The following is a 20,235-nucleotide window of genomic DNA, read 5'->3' on the forward strand; positions in this document are numbered from 1 at the left end:
ATGCCGCGCATTCGCAACTTTCGTGTGTTCATCAATTTGCCTCTCGGGAATTGGGCTCGTCCATGCAGAACATAGGCATGTTTTGCATGTTGTGTCAACGCTCACACTCCCGACGTGCTCATGCACTCCTCACGCACGAGACGAAACGGACACCCCTCGAGCGTTCGACAGCCGTCCCCACTCCCTGCCTGCATCCCGGAGCCCGGGAAAGGGGCGCTCTCGGCAACCGTCGCCCTGACCGAACCCTTTGGGGGCGGGGCCATCCGGGACCCGAATGGCGCGAAGCGACTCAGACGTCCCGGGCGTCCCGCGTCAGCAGCAATGCAGCTTGATCCTGGGGCTCAACCGGTCCTGCGCGATGTGGATGGGGACGTCGCACACCCGTGAGCAGCGCGACCAGGCCAACGATCACTCCACCCGCCACGAACGCAGCTTCGATGGCGACGACGTCCGCGACATATCCGGTGGAGGCTGCGGCCAACGGGCGTGCACCCAGGAACGCGACGAACCACAACGCCATGACACGGCCGCGCAGATCGTCCGACACACGATCTTGAATCTGCGTCGTGATGCCACTGAAGGCCAGCGTCATCCCAAGACCAGAAATGGCCAGGCCGCCAAGTGCGACGACTGGCGCGGACAACCACACGGACGCTCCCGCGACACCCAGACCCAGCGCTATGAACACCAGGCCCAGAACAGCCAACGTATCGATTCTGAGTCGGCGATCCAAAGGAGTGAAGAGCACGAAGCCGATCCCCGAACCCACCCCGAATGCGGACACGAGCCAACCCACCAGGTCCGGACCGCCGCCCAGCTCATCGGCGAGCGACGGCACCAAGGTCATGGTGGGTTCGATCCCGAACCCCACCGCCGCGATCCCGACCAGGAGCATGAGCAGCCTGCTATCCGCCATGGTGTGGCGCAGGGCGCCGCGAATTGTGCCATCACTGCCAGCCGCGAGGGCTCGGCGCGGGAGCTTCAGCAGCATGACGCACACGGCGTAGGCGACATTCGTCGCAGACGCGATGACGAACGCGATCACTGCGTCGAAGTGGGTGACGATCAGAGCGCCGAGCGCAGGTCCAATGGCACGCGAGAGCGTCATCGGGACGCTGTTGAGCGTCATGGCGGCAGCCATCTCCCCGGGCCGGATCATGAGCGGGACGACGGACTGCATGGCCGGGCCCCCCAGAGCGAACCCGATTCCGACCACGACAGAGAACGCAATGATCCATGTCGCGTCCTGGAGACCATCGACTCCGCTCGCTGCCCACAGCACCACCGCCATCCCTGCGGAACCGGCGGCAGTGACGAACCGGCCAAGGATGATCTGCAAGGCGGCGTTCCCCTGGTCCGACCATTTGCCACTGAGGGGCGCGAGGGCCAGTTGCGGACCGAACTGGGCGACACTCACCAGTCCGACGATGAGTGCGGAGCCTGTGACCTGGTAGGCGACGGTTGCTGCGACGACGTTGTGGATCCAGATGCCGATCGAAGAAACGGTCTTGCCCCAGAAGAAGGAGCCGAGGACCGGGTCGAACAACATGCGGTAGAGACCTCGGGGCGGAAGGTGAGCCCCGCCTTGCGCTTCGCGGTTGTTGCGAGCGACTTGGACACGCTGACGACTCACGCCTTGTCCTGGAGGGATTCGAGTCCCTCGGTAAGGCGGTCCAGGAGGTCGGCCAGGGTTTCCAGTTCCTGCGGGGACCATTCTCGTGTCGCGGCGTCGAGAAGGTCTTGCCGTCGGATCGAACTCTGCTCGAGGACGTGCTCGCCCTTCTCCGTCAGGGAGAGGTCGGTTCGTCTGAGGTCGGCTTGGGAGCTCTGCTTGGTGAGCAGCCCATTCCGCTCTGCGCCGTCAATGAGCCGGCTTGCAGTCGAGTGCTCGATACCAAGCTGTGCCGCTATCGCCTTGATCGAGGGGCGGGTCTCTCCCGTGAGGAGTTCGATGGCCCGCAGGGAGCGCAGAACACCGTCACCGCCTGGTACGTCGATGCCTTCCAACAAGGCGCGGCGGTAGCGAGGCCGCTTTATGGCGACACGGACGGCTGTGAGCGAGTCGTCGAGGCGTGCGAGGCGGCTCAGAGTCTCTCCCATTGTATATGTATAGCACATACATATACACTCGACCACCAGCGAGTGCGGACATCGGCTCCATCGCCAGTCTGCGGTCCAGCGCGCCCCGATGCGGCCCAAACCAGTTCGGCATGGACAAGCGCTCGCCGCCGCCCACGACCGGCAACGTCCGAACTTCACTACACCGTTAGCCGACGGCCCTGCCTTGCCACGGCTCGTGCTCAGCGATGCAGACGGCCGCTCGGAATGTCGGGCACGACACCTATGTCCCACCTTGCGCCCGCGAGCGTGGTGCGACGCGCCGAAGCCTGTACCCAGCAGCGGCCATATCCGAGCGCTCCGCGGAGCGTCGCCCCAGTGACGCCGTCACATCCTCGACGATCCGCGAGATCGACCGGACCTCCGAAGTCCGCGGTCGAGCCGCCTCGGGTGCTCTATTCCCAAGGAAGCGACGAGTCCACGGATCGATGACGATCCAAAGGTCGTCGGCCTCAGCCAGCTCCTCATCCGACATGCTCGGTATCGCATCCGGAGCGGGTGACTCCGTCGAGGTTCCGTCAGTCTCCGCCGCCCCCAATGCGATGCCTCCCCCAACTCAATGCGATAGACGAAGTGCCACACACCTCTTGCATCTTCGGTCGCCCGAGTGTTTCGATTGTGCGAAACGAGGGTAAGTCCCCCAGCCGCCTGGAGCCTTCGATGGCCGACCATGATCAGCAGCCAGGAGATGTTCGGTCTTGCCCGAACTGCGGCGGAACAGTCGTCTATCGCGGCGTCGGCCGACGCCCAATCTGGTGTTCGACTCGGTGCCGCAACGACGCCGCACTACGGCGGCTCGGCGCCCGGAAGGGCGCCATCGAGATCCGGCTCATCGACGTCCCCCGGTACCGAGCGCAGGACGTGCAGGCCGCCTCCGAGCCTCGAGCCGAGGCTCCGAGCCAGCTGCCCCCGAGCCCTGACGGAGAATCACCGAGGGTGTCGTCCCCCTCCCCCGAGCAAGCTCTCCGAGTCATCCGAAATGATCCCGAAGCCGTCGGGAAACTCTTGGCACACCTCGAGCGCCGCCGCTTGGATGGCACCCTTCTCGGAGCCGGATGGCTGCCCGTGCGCAACGCACTGCGCCTAATCGCCGGAGCGCTGCCGCCAGGCATCGAACGCCGAACGTAGATCCCTAAGCGCTACGACCTGCCGGACGGACTGCCGACTGATGTAGCGGCCACCGTGACGGCGGTAAAGGACTCAGGGCACGGGGTCTGCGACCTCGCCCTTGTGCGCCGAATGCGCACGACAGACATGCCGACAAACGGGACGTCCCGACCGATACCAACCACCACCGAGCATCGCATCGCTGACGCTCGCTCCCACCGAGCGAGCCGCGTGGATCGCTCGTTCGTCCAGATACAAGGGCGACGTCGGCGGGTTTCGCCCACATAGGGAGCACGCCTCGACGATCCCTTGCTGCGAGCAGACCTCCTACTCCCCCTACGAGAAGCTGGTGCCTTGTCCCGTGGGGGTTCCGGGCTCGCCGCAAGTCTGTGCCGGCGAGCCCGCAGTCGCCAGTTGACCGACGGAGCAGATCAACACGACGGCTGGCCTCAGCCATGCGACCCCCCGGTCGGCTGGCTTCCGCCGTTGTGACGCTAGGCGTTCCCGCGGCCTGTTCGATACGCGACTGGCCAGTAGGAGACGTACGTCATAGCCCGACGGCCGCCCGGGGCGCTCCGAGCGCCACGACCCGCGTGCTGAGCGGAGCACGACGGTTACGAGGCCTGACAGGACCCGAGGCAGTTCCGGAGGAGCAAAACGCGCCAGAACTTGGCCGCGAACGGCGACGGGGTACTCACTACTTCTCACAGGCTCGGTGTCCCGGCCAGACCCTTACCGCGCCAGTGATACCCCCAGGTTGCGGCCAGAGGGGTGCTGCAACCGCGTGCTGGGGTCAAGCCTTGTCCCTGTGCGGTACCCGGCCCGAGAACGACCAGGCTATGGTCCAGCTAATAGCCGATCGACGTCCTCGTTTCGCCCAAGGTTGATACGGACGCAGCCCGGCGTTATGACGTAGGTCTCTTACCGGCCGGTCACCTGGGCGACGCTATTACGTTCGGCCCACCGCTGACGCCTGGAGGACCCGAGAGCCTCTGGGCGCCACCGGATTCGCGACGACCTTCCTCGACCTCCATCGAACAGGCGACGCGAGCCCGGCCCCGTTCCGCCCAGTCGTTGCCGAAACGGGGCCGGGTACTCAACGACACGCATGTGGCCCTCTTCGAAGGGACGGCCGTGTGTGGATCCGCCAGCCGATCCCTACCTGTCACCGGAACCACCGTCCTGGACACCGATGGGCGCGGCGGGGCCTGTTCGACAGCAGGCCGGTGGGCCTGCGCGTTGCTCGCCTCGCCGGCGTCGCGCCAACATGCTCCAGCGTGACTCAGACCGCGAGACAATGCTCGCCAAGTATCAGACAAAGACGACGCTCCATCGAGGAGCCCGGACCACATTCTGAGTTCCCCTCACCTACGCGTAGTGCGGAGCATGCCCGTCCGAGAAGCCGACGGATGGCGTCAGTCGCGAAACAGTGAGATGTCCGAACCCGAGAACAGGCCCGCGTACTGCCGTCTGCGCGCTGGGCGAGATGTTCCAGCCGCTATTCACGACGTTGGCAGGATGGACACCGAGGAGGTTGCCGTCGTTCCGGAAGATTGTCATCCTCCGGACGCTCGGTCCCGCTATGACGTGGGTCTCTTACTCGTCAGTCACCGCTGCCACGGAGGCGGATTCGCCCTAGCCTTCGGCCGAACTGCAGTAGCAACTCCCAAGCTGCTGACAGCAGGTGAACTGGCCTCCCGTCCCTCCCTTCCTCAGGAGGCCAGTGAGCGTGGGCCTGATCCACCGAATCGCTGTGCGAATCGCTGTGCTCCCGGTGGATCAGGCCTTCCGCGCCCGAGACAAGAAGCGTCTGGAAGTAGGAACGTGTGAACGCGACCCACGTGGCGACCATTCCGCCCGACCTCAGCCTCAAGTTGCTCGACGCTGTGCTGGGCGCCCTCGAGGCCGCCTTGCTTCAGGTCGGCGCAGAGCGAGTGTGGGTCGCAGATGGTCCTGCACTTGAGGTGATGGTCGACTTCCCGAATGAGCCCACCTCGGAACTCGCCACGAACCCGCGCAGCGAAGCCCAGGAGCACGTGCCGTGTTGAAGATCGCGGGACTCTTCGAGGTCTATGAGGAACGCGGCGAGCACCACTGGGTGCTCCGGGACTGGGACGGCCAGATCATGGCGCGCAACGGCGGCTACATCACGCGAACCGGCGCCATCGCAGATATCGAACGCCTCCGCGTCACCGCACTCACGGCAAACGTCGTCGAGGTATGAGACATACAGACGCCTCCCGTGCTGTGCGCCCACGGTCGTCGAGGTGACTGAGATGCGATTGCTCGCTCAGCAGCAGCGCCAGGTAGCAACCCTCGAGGAAGTTGCGCGGCGCGCTGTCCGCAACGGCACACCCCCGGAGCAAGCAGTCACCGAAGTGCGAAGGATCACCGACGACCCGGTGCTGCTCGGACTGGCAGCCGGACGTGCCAAGGGCAGATGGAGCGCGATCCCGCTCTTCCAATCCATTCGGCAGGAAGTCGCCGAACTGCTGATCGAGGCCGGCGCCGATCAAGACGTCTACACGATGACCGCGTCCTCGGTCGAGCGTCGGCTGCGTCGACACGTAGGCCGGGACTGATCTCACGAGGCTCGGACCTGCCACTGTGAGACCTCACGCGCAGGCCTCGACTTGCTGTACGTGGGCTGGACCAGTCGGATACCCGGAGCGTCGACCCACGAGCTGCGCATCTGCGCCCTCGCGTGCGCATCATTTGGTATTCAACATCGGACCTTGGCAGTTCCGGAAACAACCGTCGCCGATATGCGGCGCTGAGCAGCGCGCACGAAGAACCGGCGGCACGGCGGTCTCGGCGACGAGAGCCGGGAGCAACCGGACAGCGATTCTCATCCCCAGCTGCGGAGGCAAGGCAGGAATTCCACAGGCGACATTGATCGCTCGGCGAGGCTTCGCGTTCTTAGGTGACCATCAATGGATCGCGGGCGGCGCCTGCCGCCGCCCCTGGTGGTCGGAGGTGACCAGATGGAAACGGTGGAGGAGATTCTCACCAGCAGTGAAGTCGCGAAGTGGATCCGGGTGTCGGAGTCGACCCTGTGCCGGTGGCGACAGCGTGGGATGGGTCCGCGAGTGACGTGGATGACGCCGACCTGTCCGCGGTATCGGCGCCTCGACGTCGAGCAATGGCTTGCACGAGCGTTGTCGTCGGCGCCTGAAAACTGACCCCCTATCGACGGTCGAAAACTGACCCCCTCCGAGACCCTGTCCTCACCAGTCGTGAGGCAGGGGGACGAGGAGTGTTGTCAGTGGAGGATTGGGCTGAGATCCGTCGGCTGCACAGGACCGAGGGGTTGCCGATCAAGATGATCGCCAGGACGTTGGGGGTCTCGCGGAACACGGTGCGCGCCGCGCTGGCGTCCGAGGGGCCGCCGAAGTACGTGCGGAAGCCGACGGGGTCGGCTGTGGATGCGTTCGAGCCCCGGATCCGTGAGCAGTTGCAGGCGTTTCCGACGATGCCGGCCACGGTGATCGCCGAGCGGGTCGGCTGGACGCGTGGGATGACGGTCTTCAAGGAGCGTGTGCGCGAGCTGCGGCCGGCCTACCTGCCGCCGGACCCGGCCTCCCGCACGACCTATGAGGCCGGGGAGCTGGCGCAGTTCGACTTCTGGTTCCCCGACATCGAGATCCCGGTCGGCTACGGCCAGACCCGCACCGCGAAGCGGCTGCCCGTGATGACCACGGTGACCGGCTACTCACGCTGGTCAGGCGGGCTGTTGATCCCCTCGCGCGACGCGCGGGACCTGTACGCGGGCTGGTGGCGGCTGCTGTCCGAGCAGCTGCTCGGTGTGCCGAAGACGTTGGTGTGGGACGGCGAAGCCGCGGTGGGCCGGTGGCGTGCCCGCCAACCCGAGCTCACCGTCGACTGCCAGGCGTTCCGCGGCGTGCTGGGCGCGAAGGTGGTGATCTGCAAGCCCGCTGACCCCGAAGCCAAGGGCATGCTGGAGCGGCTCCACGACTACCTCGAGCGGTCGTTCCTGCCGGGCCGGACGTTCGAGTCCCCGGCCGACTTCAACACCCAGCTCGCCGGGTTCTTCGTGAAGGCGAATGCCCGGAAGATGCGGGTCCTGGGTTGCACGCCCGGTGACCGGGTGGTCGCTGACCGGGCAGCGATGCTGCCGCTGCCGCCGGTCGCGCCCGAGGTCGGTTGGCGTCAGTCGCTGCGGCTGCCGCGCGACCACTACGTGCGCCTGGATTCCAACGACTACTCCGTCCACCCTGCCGTGGTCGGGCGGCGGATCGAGGTCCACGCCGACCTGGACCGAGTGTGGGTGACCTGTGAGGGCGCGATCGTCGCCGACCACGCCCGCGTATGGGCCCAGCACCAGACCATCACCGACTTCGAGCACACCGTCGCCGCCAAGCACCTGCGCCACGGTCGCGCGGACCTGCTGCGCCCGGTCGCGGACGCGGTCACCGGTGAGGAGGTCGAGATCCGCTCGCTCGGCTTCTACGACCGAGCACTCGGCCTCGTCGATGGGGAGGTGTCGTGATGGCGGCCAGGTCGACCACGAAGACCAGCGCGGCGAGGACCGGTCGCGATGTCACCGGTGAGCTGGAGTACCTGACCCGGGCGTTGAAGGCGCCGACCCTGCGCGAATCGGTCGAACGGCTCGCCGAACGTGCCCGGGAGGAGTCCTGGACCCATGAGGAGTTCCTCGCGGCCTGCCTGCAACGCGAGGTCGCTGCGCGCGAGACCCACGGCGGCGAGGGACGGATCCGCGCCGCACGGTTCCCGGCGAGGAAGAGCCTGGAGGACTTCGACTACGACCACGCCCGCGGCCTGAAACGGGAGACCATCGCGCACCTGGGCACCCTGGACTTCGTCGCCGCCAAGGAGAACGTCGTCCTGCTCGGCCCACCCGGCACCGGGAAGACCCACCTGGCCACCGGGCTCGCGATCCGGGCCTGCCAGGCCGGGCACCGGGTCCTGTTCGCCACCGCGTCCCAGTGGGTCGACCGGCTCGCCGAGGCCCACCACGCCGGCCGGCTGCAAGACGAGCTCCGCAAACTGGTGCGCTACCCGGTGCTGGTCATCGACGAGGTCGGCTACATCCCCTTCGAGCCCGAGGCAGCGAACCTGTTCTTCCAGCTCGTCTCATCCCGCTACGAACGCGCCAGCCTGATCGTGACGTCCAACAAGAACTTCGCCCGCTGGGGCGAGGTCTTCGGCGACGACACCGTCGCCGCGGCCATGATCGACCGGCTCGTCCACCACGCCGAGGTCATCGCACTCAAGGGCGACTCCTACCGGCTGAAGAACCGAGAACTCGGCCGCGTCCCCGCGGCCGTCAACGAAGAGAACTAGAAGACCGAGGGGGTCAGTTTTCAACCGGCGGAAAGGGGTCAGTTTTCAGCCGCCGTTGACAAGCGTCGTAGACGCGGCGAGCGGAGGGCATCCGACATGATCGAGAAGACCCCCAGCGGTCGGTTCCGGGCGCGATTGAAGAGCGGCCGTCAGTTCGTCACCAGCCGCACGTTCGACACCAAGCGGGAGGCGAGCGACTGGCTCGCGCGCGAACGAGCGTCGCTCGCCGGGGGCGTGGATCCGCGCACAGGACGGCGTCTCGTGCGGGCGCTACTGGAGGAATGGCTGGTCATCCGGGAGTTCACCGTGGCGGCCAAGACCTATCGGACAGACCAGGCCCTGCAGCGGTTGGTCCCGACGAGCCTGCAGGCGATGCAGGTCGCGGCCGTCTCCGAGCGCGAGGTGGCACGTTCGTTCGAGACGCTGATCCAGGGCGGTCTCAGCGAGCGTTCGGTGGTCCGGTACCGGGCGAGCCTGTCCAGCTTCTTCGCCTGGTGCGTGCGGGAGAAGATCATCGTGCGGAACCCGGTGACCGGGACGAAGGTCCCCCGGTCGTCGGAGGAGCCCACCGAGATGCGGCCGTGGACCGAGGCCGAGCTCGAGGCCGCCTATGAGCGGTGGCGCGAGCACGACCCGCACCTGGCCGACGTCCTACTGGTGCTCGGCTGGACGGGGATGCGGTGGGGCGAGGCACGGGCCGTGCTGGTTGAGGACGTGGTCGAGGTGCCGACGGCTGGCCTGCTGGTCCGGCGCTCGCAGACCGAGGGAGGAGCGGTGAAGGCGACCAAGGGCCGGCGCGGGCGCCGGGTGCCGGTGGCCGACCGGATCCTGCCGATCATCCGGCGGCTCGTCGTCTCCAAGGAGCCGACCGGCCTGCTGCTGACGACCGCGGGCGGTGCTCGGCTGCACCGCACCGCGGTGCTGCGGACGGTGAAGTGGGACCGGACGGGCGGGGGCAGGCGGATCCACGACCTGCGGCACACCGCAGCGTGCCTGTGGCTGGCTCGGGGTGTGGACCCGGGCACGGTCCAGGCGTGGATGGGGCACGAGTCGATCGCCACGACCAACCGCTACCTGCACTTCCTGGGCACCTCGGCCGACCAGGCGGGGCTGGACCGCCTCAACGACCCGAGCCGCAGGCCCACGGGGGGTCCCCAGCGAGCCTCAGAACGGCCGGGGGTACGCCGGGGGTAAGTGGACGGGCCGTCGCCGCGAACTCCCCCGGTGTCAGTCGCCCGCCGTCAGAGCCAGCAAATGCGAGAACCCGCAGGTCACAGCGACCTGCGGATTCTTTGGTGCCTGGTGGAGCTGAGGGGATTCGAACCCCTGACCTTCTCATTGCGAACGAGACGCGCTACCAACTGCGCCACAGCCCCAGGTTGTTGCGAGCCGAAACGTTAGCACCCGGCATGGGCGGGGGCCGAATCGGACCCCGGGTGTGTCACTGCTCGATGAGGGCGTCCTCGAGGCGGGCCAGGGCGGTGCGGGCGTAGGGGTGCCACATCCGGGCGAAGAGCGGCATGGCGACAGCGCCGAGGCGCCCGCGCGGGTGGACCACCCAGGACCAGGTGATCCGGACGCCGGTGCCGGCGCGCTCGAAGGCGAACCGGCCGTCGACCGAGCTCACGAGCAGGGTCATCGGGCCGGTGATGTCGGCGAGCCGGTAGGCGAAGTGGTGCGGACGGTCGACCTCGGTGAGGGTCTCCCGGATCGTGCCGCCGTCGCCGAGCACGATCGTGCGCGTGCAGCCGGCGGCGTCCCACGCCTCCTGGTCGAGCACCTGCTTGACGGGTGGGAGGGCGGCGTACCGGTGCGCGAACAGGTACGGCAACGGCAGCGCGAGGGCGGCGTCGAAGGAGCGCGCGACGCCGGCCGGGTAGGTCCGGGACGCGACGAGCTCGAGAGCCATGCGCTGAGACTAGTGGCTCTCAGGAGCCGGTGGCGCGCTCTCCGTTGCCGCTGTCGCGGGCCTCGCGCGCGGCGCGGTCCGCCTCGTCGGCCTCGCGGGCGAGGGCCGCGTCGACCTCGGTGCGGCCGGACGTCCACACGCCCGTGCCCTCGAGGTCGATGGTGCGGACCGTGCGGCGGGTCGCGGCCGGCTTGCCGACGTACGTCGGGAGCGTGACCGGCACCGGGTCCCAGAGCGCCGGGTCGACGACCGCGGCCATGCCGGCGGAGGTGTCGGCGAGCGGGTCGACCTCGTCGGTCTCCTCCGCCTCGGTCTCCTCCTCCTCGACCACCACTTCCTCGGGCGTCTCCACCTCCACCGGGATCCGGGACGACGGCGCGACCAGCCGGCTGCGCTCGCCCTTGACCATGATCCGGCAGGTCACGAGCCAGGCGACCAGGAGGCCGGCCGGGATCGCGACGTACCACCACGCGATGACGCCGAACGCCGCGACGCCGACCGTGGCCAGATTGGCCAGCAGGATCAGCGCGAGGACGTTCCGCCGCCGCTTGGTCGCCCGCTTCGCCGCTGCGCGCTGGGCCCGGATCCGGTCCGGGGTGACGGGGACCTGTTGAGCCTCGGCCGTCCGCTGGGGCTCGGGTCGGTGGTGGGGCTTGGTGGCGACGGTGGCCTCGGCGGCCGGCCGGCCCGGGGTGACCACGAGCCGGGCGCTCTTCTTGCTGACCGGCTCGCGCCGCGCCAGCACCCGCATCGAGTGGGAGAACCGCTCCACCGACCGGCTGCGCACGACGTCGTCGTGGTGGCGGAGCGCCTTCGGAACGAGGTAGACGGCCCACGCCACGGCGAGGGCGACGAAGATCAGTGCGCTCAGGTCCACGAGTCAGAGGTTAGGAGCGCTACCTCACGCTGCGACGGAGGTCAACAGGTGTGTCGCAAAATCACTCGTGTGACTGCTGGGATCCGAGGCGGGCGAGCAGTCCCTCCGGGCACTCCTCGCGCGTGATCGCGTACAGCCGGTGGTCGCGCCACTCGCCGTCGATGTGGAGGAACCTGGGGGCGTAGCCGACCTCCCGCAGACCGAGCTTCTCCACCACCCGCAGGGAGTTGGAGTTCTCCGGACGGATCGCCACCTCGACGCGGTGCAGGCCCGCCGTGGTGAAGCAGTGGTCGATGACCAGCGCGACCGCGCGCGGCATCACACCGCGGCCGGCATACTCCCGGTCCAGCCAGTAGCCGATCGAGGCGAACTGCGCCGACCCGCGCACGATGTTGTTGACGGTGATCTGCCCGGCGAAGCGGCCGTCCACGTCGATCGCGAAGGGGTACGTCGTCCCGGCCCGCGCCTGCTTGTGCAGGCGGCGCACCAGTGCCCGGAACGTCGAGGGCCGCGCGTCGGCGCCGGGGGGCACGGTCGCGTCCCAGGGGCGGAGCCACGCGGCGCTGCGACGGCGGGCGTCGCGCCAGGCGCGGGCGTCGCGGTAGGCCAGCGGGCGGACCGTCACGTCGCCCGAGGTGAGCCAGGCCGGCCAGCCGCTCATGGTCGCTCCCGTCCCCCGGACTCAGTGGTCGCTGCCGACGACCTGCTCCGCCGCGTGCACGAGGACCGGCCGCAGCACGGCGATCGCGTCCTTGACCCCACCGCGCGATCCGGGGAGGTTCACGACCAGGCAGCTCCCGACCACGCCCGCGAGCCCACGGGACAGCACCGCGCCCGGGACGCCCTGCTGCACGCCGTACGCCCGGATCGCCTCGGCGATCCCCGGCACCTCGAAGTCCAGCAGCGCGCGCGTCACCTCGGGCGTCCGGTCGGTCGGCGTGAGGCCGGTGCCGCCGGTGGTGAGCACGACCCGCGCTCCTCCGTCGGCGGCCGCGGCGATCGCGGCGCCCACCGGCTCGCCGTCGGGTACGACGATCGGCGCGTCGACCACGAAGCCCAGCTCCTGGAGGAACTCCACGAGCACCGGGCCGGTGGTGTCCTCGTAGACCCCGGCGGCCGCGCGGTTGGATGCGACGACGACCTCGGCTCGCAGGGAGGTCATCGAGCCCAGTCCCCCGACTTGCCGCCGGTCTTGGTCTCGACGCGCACGTCGGTGATGACCGCGCCCTTGTCGACGGCCTTGACCATGTCGACGACGGTGAGCGCGGCGACCGACACCGCGGTCAGCGCCTCCATCTCCACGCCCGTGCGGTCGGTGGTCTTCACGGTCGCGGTGATCTCCACGGCGTCGTCGGCGACCGCGAGGTCGACGGTCACGCCGGAGACCGCCAGCGGATGGCACAGCGGGATGAGCGAGGGCGTCTGCTTGGCGCCCATGATCCCGGCGATCCGGGCGACCGCGAGCGCGTCGCCCTTCGGCACCCCCTCGCCGCGGAGCAGCGCGACGACCTCGGACGAGACGAGCACGCGGCCGGAGGCGGACGCCGTCCGGGCGGTGACGTCCTTGCCGGACACGTCGACCATCCGGGCGGCGCCGGAGTCGTCGACGTGGGTGAGACGGTCCGCCATCAGAACTCCTCGTCGAGCCTCAGCACCTGCACCTGCTCGCCGGCCGCCACCGAGCCGACGCCCTCGGGCACCACGACCAGCGCGTCGGACTGTGCCAGATCGCCCATCAGGTGGGAACCGTGTCCGCCCACCGGCGTGACGGCGGGGCCGTCCTTCTCCACCGAGTACGACGCCCGCGCGAACTGCCGCCGGCCGTCGGGCGAGCGCAGGTCGTGGGTGAGCCGCGCGGAGACCGTCGGCCGGGCGTAGGGGGTGCGGCCCATCAGCTTGCGGATCGCCGGCAGCACGAACTGCTCGAAGGAGATGTACGACGACACCGGGTTGCCCGGCAGCGTGAAGATCGGCGTCCGGTCCTCGCCCACGTGGCCGAAGCCCTGCGGCTTCCCCGGCTGCATCGCGACACCGCCGAACCACACCGTGCCGAGCGGCGAGAGCGCCTCCTTCACGACGTCGTAGTCGCCCTGGGAGACACCGCCGCTGGTGACGACCAGGTCGGCCCGGACCAGCTGGTCGTGGATCGCGTCGAGGAACAGCCGCGGCTCGTCGGGGACGATGCCGACGCGGTAGGCGACCGCGCCGGCCCGCCGCGCGGCGGCGGCGAGCAGGAACGAGTTGCCGTCGTAGATCGAGTCGTGGCCGAGCTCGGTGCCGGGCTCGCGCAGCTCCGAGCCGGTGGAGACCACGACCACGCGCGGCCGCGGGCGGGCCAGCACGGTCGGGCGGCCGACGGCCGCGAGTAGGCCGAGGTGGCGCGGGCCGAGCACGGCACCGGCGGACACCAGCACGTCGCCGACCTCGACGTCGTCGCCGGCGGGACGCACGTGCTGGCCCAGCGTCGGGGCCTGCTCGATCTGCACCTGGGCGACCCCGCGGTCGGTCCACTCGTAGGGCACGACCGAGTCCGCGCCGGCCGGCACCGGGGCGCCGGTCATGATCTTCGCGGCGGTGCCCGGCGGCAGCGCGAGCAGCTGCGCCTGGCCCGCGCCGATCTCGCCGACGACCGGCAGGTGCACCGGCGACTCGGCGGAGGCCGTGGCGACGTCGGCGTGCCGGACGGCGTACCCGTCCATCGCGGAGTTGTCGAAGGACGGCAGGTTGATCGGCGCGACGACGTCCTCGGCAGCGGCCAGTCCGAGGGCCTCCATCAGCGGCTGCGGGAAGGCCGGCAGCGGCTCGATGCCCTCGAGGATCCGGGCGAGGTGCTCGTCGACCGAGAGCAGGCCGTCAGCCATCGGTCGAGAGGACCGTGTCGGCCGGGACCCGCTGGGCGGAGGGGGCCTCGAGGGCGACGTCGCCGACGACCTGGACCCCGTGGCCGAAGGTGAAGTCGCCGTCGATGCGCAGCGAGGACGCCTTCTTCAGCGACGGCGCGCCGTCGGGGAAGCGCTTGTCGAACTCGCCGACGAGCTTGTAGAAGTCGCCGTCGAGGTCGATGAACGGCACGTCGGGGGCGACCTGGTCGAGCACGAAGTCGGACCCGATGTCGTAGACGTCGGAGCGCAGCACCAGCAGGTCGTTCGTGGTCTTGACCGGCACGAAGCGGTCGCGCCCGACCTCGATCAGCCGGGACCCCTCGAACACCTCGACGGCCGCGCCCATCGCGGTTTCGATCTGGATCACCTCCGGGGTGGACGTGTCGCCCGGGTCGAGCGTCTTGACGTTGCGGATCAGCGGCAGGCCGAGGATGCCGTCGCGCTGGTCGAGGACCTCCTTCATCGCGGCGAGGTCGAACCAGATGTTGTTGGTCGAGCAGAACCGGTGCCGGTCGAGGTCGGCCAGCGCCTCCCGGTCGGCGTCGAGCGTCTGCGCGCTCTCGCGGAGCACGATCCGGCCGTCGGCCTTGCGGCGGGCGAAGTGGCCGCCCTTGCGGTCGGAGGGGGTACGCCGGACCGCCTCGATCGCGAACGGCGCACCGTTCGTCGCGAACCAGCCCGCGACCCGCGGGTCGGGGACCGCGCCGAGGTTGTCGGAGTTCGAGACGAACACCCGCTGGTAGCCGGCGGCCAGCAGCAGGTCGATCAGGCCGGTGCCGCGCAGCGCGGTGTAGATGTCGCCGTGGCCGGGCGGACACCACTCCAGGTCGGGGTCCTTGGGACAGCTGGCCGGGGTGAGGTCCTTGGCGAGGAGCTTGGGCTCCTTGTTCTGGAGGAACTCCAGCGGCAGTCCCTCGACGGGGAGGTCGTCGTAGCGCGCCAGCGCCGCCATCGTGTCGGCGGAGGTGCGGAAGCTGTTCATGAAGAGCAGCGGCAGCGTGGCGTCGTACTTCTCCCGCAGGTGCAGCACCTGGCGGGCGATCACGTCGAGGAAGGACAGTCCCCGGCGCACGCAGAGCAGCGACTTCGCGCGGTCCATGCCCATCGACGTGCCGAGGCCGCCGTTGAGCTTGATGACCGCGGTGCCGCGGATCGCGGCGGCGGCGTCCGCGTCGGACACCTCCACGCTCGCGAGCGACGGCATGTCGACCGGCTCGATGGTGGACTCGGGGATCATCCCGGTCTCCCCGTGCTCGAGGAGGCGGAAGTAGTGGGCGAACGTCTCGATCGCCACCTCGTCCACACCGGCCGCCGCCATCTTCTCGCGCGCCTTGTTCAGGCCAGCACTACCCATGCCCACGATCGTAGAGTTCCCGTGTGACCGCGATGCAATCACCCGCCAAGGTCGCCGCCCGCGACCGGCTCACCACCGCCCGCAACCGGCGCCCGCTGACCGAGGTCGGGACGGCCGCACGGGAGATCGCCCGGCACCTCCTCGCGTCGGAGCCGGTACGCCGGGCGGCGACCGTGGCGGCGTACGTCTCGGTCGGCGGGGAGCCCGGCACCGGCCCGCTGCTCGACGGCCTGCGGGCGGCCGGCAAGCGGGTGGTGCTCCCCGTGACGCTGCCCGACCTGGACCTCGACTGGGCGGTGTACACCGGGCCGGACGACCTCGTGCCCGCGCGCTACGGCCTGCTCGAGCCGACCGCCGAGCGGCTCGGCGTCGACTCCATCGGGACCGCCGACGTCGTGCTGGTCCCGGCCCTCGCGGTCTCCCCCGCCGGCGTCCGGCTGGGCCGGGGCGGCGGCTGCTACGACCGCGCGCTCGGCCGGGTGCCGGTCGGCACGTTCACCTGCGCCCTGCTCTACGACGAGGAGGTCGGCATCGAGGTGCCGGTCGAGCCGCACGACCGGCCGGTGCTGTCCGTGGCGACGCCTGCGGGGATCCGATCGGTGGGGTAGTCCCTGCCGAGATCGGGGTCCGAGCCGGCGTGTCGACCCCCAATCCGTCAGGGACTACCCCACCGGGACGGCCGACGAAGGGCCCGGCCGGAGCGTCAGCACGTCGTGCCCGGCCTCCTCGACGGCGTCCTGGGTGAACGGCCAGGGCAGCGTCTCGCCGTCGGCCCACAGGTCGGTCTGGTCGGTGTAGTGGCGGTTGAACGGATGCCCGGAGACGCCGGTGAGACTGATCCACCGCGAGTCGTCCCAGTCGGCCAGCGAGACGACCATCCGCATCGAGGGGGCGCTGTCGACGCCGTAGCCCTCGGCGGCGTCCCACCCCGTCGCGTTCACGGTCGAGGCGCCACCCCCGACCTCCCAGCCGCCGCGGTTGACCAGCCACTCGACCGGCCCGATGCCGGACTCGCCGAGGGTCGGGCTGCGCAGCTCGAGCCGGTGCAGGTGCCCCCACGTCCACGCGTCGGGGTCGAGCGCCTGCCGTCGGGTCAGCTCGTCACGGGCGTCGCGCAGCGCCTGCTCGAGGATGTCATCGCGGGTCTCGGTGACGTCCTCGGTGAGCTTGTCGTCCCACCAGGGACTGTCCGGCTCGCGCAGCAGGTTCGACACCACGGCGTACCACCGGTCGCCGCCGTCGGGCCAGATCTCCTCGGGCAGGTCGTCGTGGAAGGTCAGCGAGAGCAGGTTGCGCCAGACCGCGTTGAAGTACGCCGCGCCCACGCTGTCGGCGTCCTGCCGGCCGTCCCAGTCCCGCAGCCGGCGCTGGCCGCCGGCGTAGTAGCCGTGCCCCACGTCGAGGTCGAGGAGGTACGGCGTGAGCACGGTCGCGAGCGGGTGCTGGTCGTCGAGCTGGATCGCGAGCATGTCGTCGACCGACAGCGTCCCCCGCCGCTCGATCAGGTCGCGGATCCGCTCGGAGCGGTAGCCGCGGTCCCAGTCGTCGGTGAGGAAGTAGGGGTAGTCCGGACCCGTGACCGCCTGGTTCGCCGTCACGACGTAGCCCTCGTCGGGGTCGAGCACGCTGGGCAGCCCGGCGAACGGCACGTGGTCGCCGGTCCAGTCGTCCTCGGGCAGCCAGCCCCGTGCCGGCAGCCGGCCGTCGTTGCCGGACTTGCGGATCGGGATCCGGCCGGGCGCCTGGTAGCCGATGTGGCCGTCGCGGTCGGCGTAGACGAGGTTCTGCGCCGGGACCGCGAACGACGCCGCCGCGTTCCGGAACTCGTCCCAGGTGCTCGCCCGGTTCATCTCCAGCACGGCGTCCGCGGTGCGCGACGGCTCGAGCGCGGTCCACCTGAGCGCGACGGCGTAGGCGTCGTCCCGGACCTTCCCGACCTCGGCGATGTCGTCGGCGACGTCCGAGAGCAGCGGGCCGTGGTCGGTCGCCCGGACGGTCAGCTCGACGTCGGGGCCGTCGGCCACCTCGATGGTCTCGGTGCGGGTGCGCAGCGGCTTCCAGCGGCCGTCGTAGCGCCAGCGGTCGCCCTCGACCCGCTCGAGGTAGAGGTCGCTCACGTCGGGGCCGAGGTTCGTGAAGCCCCACGCGATGTCGGCGTTGTGGCCGATGATCACGCCCGGGACGCCGGAGAACGTGAAGCCCGAGACCTCGAGCGGGCAGTCCTCGGTGACCGTGCGGCAGTGCAGGCCCATCTGCATCCAGATGCCCGGCATGCTCACCCCGAGGTGCGGGTCGTTGGCGAGCAGCGGCGCCCCGGTCTCGGAGTGCTCGCCGTCGACGACCCAGCTGTTGCTGCCGAGGCCGTCCCCGTGGCCCAGCAGCTCGGGCATGTCCGCGACGCCGGCGCGCAGGCGGGTGAGCGCCGCGCGCATGTCGGCGGTGTACGCCGGGCGCGTGGGGTTGCGCGTGCCCGGTCCGGTCGCGTCCTGCTCGAAGGCCCCGTCGACGACCGCGCCCTGGCCGACGATCGGCGCGTGCGCCTGGTAGTCGTAGGCCGGGTACAGCTCGGCCACCTCGGCGGCCGTGTGCCCCTCCAGCGCGAGCACCCGGTCGATCTCGTCGGTCATGTTGCCGCGCAGGTCCCACGCCATCGCCTTGAGCCAGGCGACCGAGTCGACCGCGGTCCACGGCTCGGGCTCGTAGCCGAGGCCGCCGGCGTTGAGCACGGTGTACTCCACCGCGATCTCGCCCGGCGAGTGCTCGTCGAGGTAGGCGTTGACCCCGGCGGCGTACGCCGTCAGCGCGGCGCGGGTCTCGGGCGTCACCAGCGCGACCTCCCGCTCGGCCACCTGGCGCCAGCCCATCGTGCGGACGTACCGGTCGCTCTCGACGGCATCCTCGCCGAACATCTCGGCGAGCCGGCCGGCCGTCGCGTGCCGCCGGACGTCCATCTCGAAGAACCGCTCCTGCGCGTGCACGAAGCCCTGGGCGCGCATCAGGTCGTCGAGGGTGTCGGCGTAGACCTGCGGGATGCCGTGCTCGTCGCGCACGACCTCGACGGTGCCGTCCAGGCCGGGGACGTCGATGGTGCCCGTGGTCTGCGGGAACGGCTGCCGCACCAGGTGGACCACCGCGGCCAGACCGACGACGAGCAGCAGGACCAGGCCCGCCGCGACGTACGTCGCGACGCGGACGGCCCGCGGCCACCCCCGGAGAACCGTCACCCCAGCAACCATGTCGCCCGCCATTGTGCCGTGTCGTACCATTGGCACTCGCTTGGGTAGAGTGCCAGCGGAGGATCTCGATACAGGAGGGCACGTGCCGACCTACCAGTACGCCTGCACCGAATGCGGTCACGCCTTCGAGCAGGTCCAGAGCTTCTCGGAGGACGCGCTCACCACCTGTCCGGAGTGCCGGGGCAGGCTGCGCAAGCTGTTCAACGCCGTGGGCGTGGTGTTCAAGGGCTCCGGCTTCTACCGGACCGACAGCCGCTCCGGCTCCAGCTCGACCGACCCCGCCTCCGGCACGGCCTCCGGCACCACGAAGACCGAGACCAAGCCCGAGACCAAGAGCGAGTCGACGCCGGCCCCGGCCACCGCCTCCTCGTCCTCGTCCGACTGAGGCCCTGTGGATGACCGGCGCACCGCCGGTCGATCCCGCCTAGCGTCGCGGCCATGCGCCGCCTCGCCACCCTGCTCCGTCCCGTACGCCGTGCCGTGCTGGCCCGACGCCGGCTGCTCGCCGCGCTGCTGACCGCTGTCGCGGTCGCCGCCGGCCTGCACGCGGCGGCCGCTCCCCCGCCGGCCGAGGTTCCCGTGACGGTCGCCGCCCGGGACCTCCCGTCCGGGGCGGTGCTCGGCGACACCGACCTGCGCACGGTCGGGTTCGCGCCGGGCTCGGTGCCCGCCGGCGCGGTCGAGGAGGCCGGCGGCCGCACGCTCGCGGCCCCGCTGCGCGCGGGCGAGCCGGTGACCGACGTCCGTCTCGTGGGACCGGGGCTCACCACCGGCTACCCCGGCCTCGCCGCCGTGCCGGTGCGGCTGCCCGACGCCGGCGTCGCCGGGCTGCTCACGGTGGGCGACCGGATCGACCTGGTCGCCGCCGACCCCGAGGGCGGACCGGCGTCGCTGGTCGCGACCGACGTGCCGGTGCTCGCGCTGCCGGCCGACGACAGCGACCCGGGCGTCACGGGCCTGGGCGGGCGGCTGGTCGTGCTCGGCGTGCCGCCGTCCGACGTACCCGTGGTCGCGGACGCGGCGGCGCGGACCTTCCTCACCGTCGCGTTCACGGGCTAGCGTCGGGGCATGAGCGGATTCAAGAACTTCCTCCTCCGCGGCAACCTCGTGGAGCTGGCCATCGCGGTCATCATCGGTACGGCCTTCGGCGCGGTGGTCACCGCGTTCACGGCGTTCCTGACCGGGCAACTGCCGGGCGCCCAGGAGACGTTCAAGGGCACGGAGCTGGGCGACGGCGGCTTCTTCGTCAACGCCCTGATCTCGTTCCTGATCCTGGCGACCGTCGTCTACTTCTTCGTGGTGCTGCCCTACACGAAGATCCGCGACCGCTACTTCCCGCCGGCTCCTCCCGGCACCCCGGAGGACATCCAGCTCCTCCAGGAGATCCGCGACCTGCTCGCGGCGCAGCAGGGCCGTCCGACCGACCG

Annotated in this window: 20 protein-coding genes and 1 tRNA gene; 10 read left to right on the forward strand and 11 right to left on the reverse strand. The window is 70.2% G+C overall.

Annotated features, from left to right (window positions below):
- Positions 1–289 precede the first annotated feature (289 nt).
- Together ACYQ0U_RS21460 and ACYQ0U_RS21465 are read right to left on the reverse strand one after the other, a co-directional pair.
- A complete protein-coding gene (locus ACYQ0U_RS21460; RefSeq protein ID WP_459975929.1) occupies positions 290–1,549 on the reverse strand; it encodes an MFS transporter in 1,260 nt (419 codons plus the stop codon).
- A gap of 80 nt (positions 1,550–1,629) precedes the next feature.
- On the reverse strand, positions 1,630–2,100 hold the full coding sequence (locus tag ACYQ0U_RS21465; protein ID WP_459975930.1) for a MarR family winged helix-turn-helix transcriptional regulator: 471 nt from the start codon (positions 2,098–2,100) through the stop codon (positions 1,630–1,632).
- A gap of 2,951 nt (positions 2,101–5,051) precedes the next feature.
- Here ACYQ0U_RS21465 and ACYQ0U_RS21470 point away from each other — a divergent pair.
- From ACYQ0U_RS21470 to ACYQ0U_RS21495, 6 genes are all read left to right on the forward strand, one after another.
- A complete protein-coding gene (locus ACYQ0U_RS21470) occupies positions 5,052–5,273 on the forward strand; it encodes a hypothetical protein (protein ID WP_459975931.1) in 222 nt (73 codons plus the stop codon).
- Entirely contained in the window at positions 5,267–5,449 is a 183-nt protein-coding gene (locus ACYQ0U_RS21475) for a YegP family protein (protein ID WP_292605720.1), read from the forward strand. The genes ACYQ0U_RS21470 and ACYQ0U_RS21475 overlap by 7 nt, the downstream gene beginning before the upstream one ends.
- A 43-nt stretch (positions 5,450–5,492) precedes the next feature.
- Entirely contained in the window at positions 5,493–5,807 is a 315-nt protein-coding gene (locus tag ACYQ0U_RS21480) for a hypothetical protein (RefSeq protein ID WP_459975932.1), read from the forward strand.
- Between the two features lie 674 nt (positions 5,808–6,481).
- On the forward strand, positions 6,482–7,735 hold the full coding sequence (istA, locus tag ACYQ0U_RS21485) for an IS21 family transposase (RefSeq protein ID WP_459975933.1): 1,254 nt from the start codon (positions 6,482–6,484) through the stop codon (positions 7,733–7,735).
- Positions 7,735–8,550: an IS21-like element helper ATPase IstB gene (gene istB, locus ACYQ0U_RS21490; protein WP_459975934.1), complete on the forward strand. Its 816-nt coding sequence runs from the start codon at positions 7,735–7,737 to the stop codon at positions 8,548–8,550. The genes istA and istB overlap by 1 nt, the downstream gene beginning before the upstream one ends.
- A gap of 96 nt (positions 8,551–8,646) precedes the next feature.
- Positions 8,647–9,744: a tyrosine-type recombinase/integrase gene (locus tag ACYQ0U_RS21495; RefSeq protein WP_459975935.1), complete on the forward strand. Its 1,098-nt coding sequence runs from the start codon at positions 8,647–8,649 to the stop codon at positions 9,742–9,744.
- Positions 9,745–9,850: 106 nt separating this feature from the next.
- Here ACYQ0U_RS21495 and ACYQ0U_RS21500 read toward each other — a convergent pair.
- The 8 genes from ACYQ0U_RS21500 to ACYQ0U_RS21535 all read right to left on the reverse strand — a co-directional run bounded on the left by ACYQ0U_RS21500 (position 9,851) and on the right by ACYQ0U_RS21535 (position 15,572).
- A tRNA-Ala gene (locus ACYQ0U_RS21500) sits at positions 9,851–9,926 on the reverse strand.
- A gap of 65 nt (positions 9,927–9,991) precedes the next feature.
- Complete coding sequence (locus ACYQ0U_RS21505) at positions 9,992–10,459, reverse strand: SRPBCC family protein (protein ID WP_459975936.1); 468 nt, start codon at positions 10,457–10,459, stop codon at positions 9,992–9,994.
- 19 nt (positions 10,460–10,478) lie between these two features.
- Positions 10,479–11,336 (reverse strand): divisome protein SepX/GlpR, encoded by an 858-nt coding sequence (gene sepX / locus ACYQ0U_RS21510; protein WP_459975937.1) that lies wholly within the window; start codon positions 11,334–11,336, stop codon positions 10,479–10,481.
- Between the two features lie 61 nt (positions 11,337–11,397).
- Positions 11,398–11,997, reverse strand: a complete 600-nt coding sequence (locus tag ACYQ0U_RS21515) for a GNAT family N-acetyltransferase (RefSeq protein ID WP_459975938.1) — start codon at positions 11,995–11,997, stop codon at positions 11,398–11,400.
- A gap of 21 nt (positions 11,998–12,018) precedes the next feature.
- On the reverse strand, positions 12,019–12,498 hold the full coding sequence (locus tag ACYQ0U_RS21520; RefSeq protein WP_459975939.1) for a MogA/MoaB family molybdenum cofactor biosynthesis protein: 480 nt from the start codon (positions 12,496–12,498) through the stop codon (positions 12,019–12,021).
- On the reverse strand, positions 12,495–12,965 hold the full coding sequence (gene moaC, locus ACYQ0U_RS21525; RefSeq protein WP_459975940.1) for a cyclic pyranopterin monophosphate synthase MoaC: 471 nt from the start codon (positions 12,963–12,965) through the stop codon (positions 12,495–12,497). The genes ACYQ0U_RS21520 and moaC overlap by 4 nt, the downstream gene beginning before the upstream one ends.
- A complete protein-coding gene (glp, locus tag ACYQ0U_RS21530) occupies positions 12,965–14,197 on the reverse strand; it encodes a molybdotransferase-like divisome protein Glp (protein ID WP_459975941.1) in 1,233 nt (410 codons plus the stop codon). Before glp ends, moaC begins: the two co-directional genes overlap by 1 nt.
- Positions 14,190–15,572 (reverse strand): UTP--glucose-1-phosphate uridylyltransferase, encoded by a 1,383-nt coding sequence (locus ACYQ0U_RS21535; RefSeq protein WP_459975942.1) that lies wholly within the window; start codon positions 15,570–15,572, stop codon positions 14,190–14,192. Before ACYQ0U_RS21535 ends, glp begins: the two co-directional genes overlap by 8 nt.
- A 32-nt stretch (positions 15,573–15,604) precedes the next feature.
- Here ACYQ0U_RS21535 and ACYQ0U_RS21540 point away from each other — a divergent pair, with 32 nt between their 5' ends.
- Entirely contained in the window at positions 15,605–16,180 is a 576-nt protein-coding gene (locus tag ACYQ0U_RS21540) for a 5-formyltetrahydrofolate cyclo-ligase (RefSeq protein WP_459975947.1), read from the forward strand.
- Positions 16,181–16,234: 54 nt separating this feature from the next.
- Here the strand turns inward: ACYQ0U_RS21540 and ACYQ0U_RS21545 are convergent, their stop codons facing one another.
- Positions 16,235–18,796 carry a penicillin acylase family protein gene (locus tag ACYQ0U_RS21545; protein WP_459975943.1) on the reverse strand — a complete coding sequence of 854 codons (2,562 nt, stop codon included), beginning with the start codon at positions 18,794–18,796 and terminating at the stop codon, positions 16,235–16,237.
- A gap of 94 nt (positions 18,797–18,890) precedes the next feature.
- Here ACYQ0U_RS21545 and ACYQ0U_RS21550 point away from each other — a divergent pair, with 94 nt between their 5' ends.
- The 3 genes from ACYQ0U_RS21550 to ACYQ0U_RS21560 all read left to right on the forward strand — a co-directional run.
- On the forward strand, positions 18,891–19,193 hold the full coding sequence (locus ACYQ0U_RS21550) for an FmdB family zinc ribbon protein (RefSeq protein WP_459975944.1): 303 nt from the start codon (positions 18,891–18,893) through the stop codon (positions 19,191–19,193).
- A 53-nt stretch (positions 19,194–19,246) separates the two neighbouring features.
- Positions 19,247–19,867, forward strand: a complete 621-nt coding sequence (locus ACYQ0U_RS21555; protein ID WP_459975945.1) for an SAF domain-containing protein — start codon at positions 19,247–19,249, stop codon at positions 19,865–19,867.
- A 9-nt stretch (positions 19,868–19,876) separates the two neighbouring features.
- Positions 19,877–20,235 (forward strand): MscL family protein (locus ACYQ0U_RS21560; RefSeq protein WP_459975946.1); only part of this gene is annotated, 359 nt, incomplete at its 3' end.

The organism is Nocardioides pyridinolyticus (assembly GCF_054653575.1).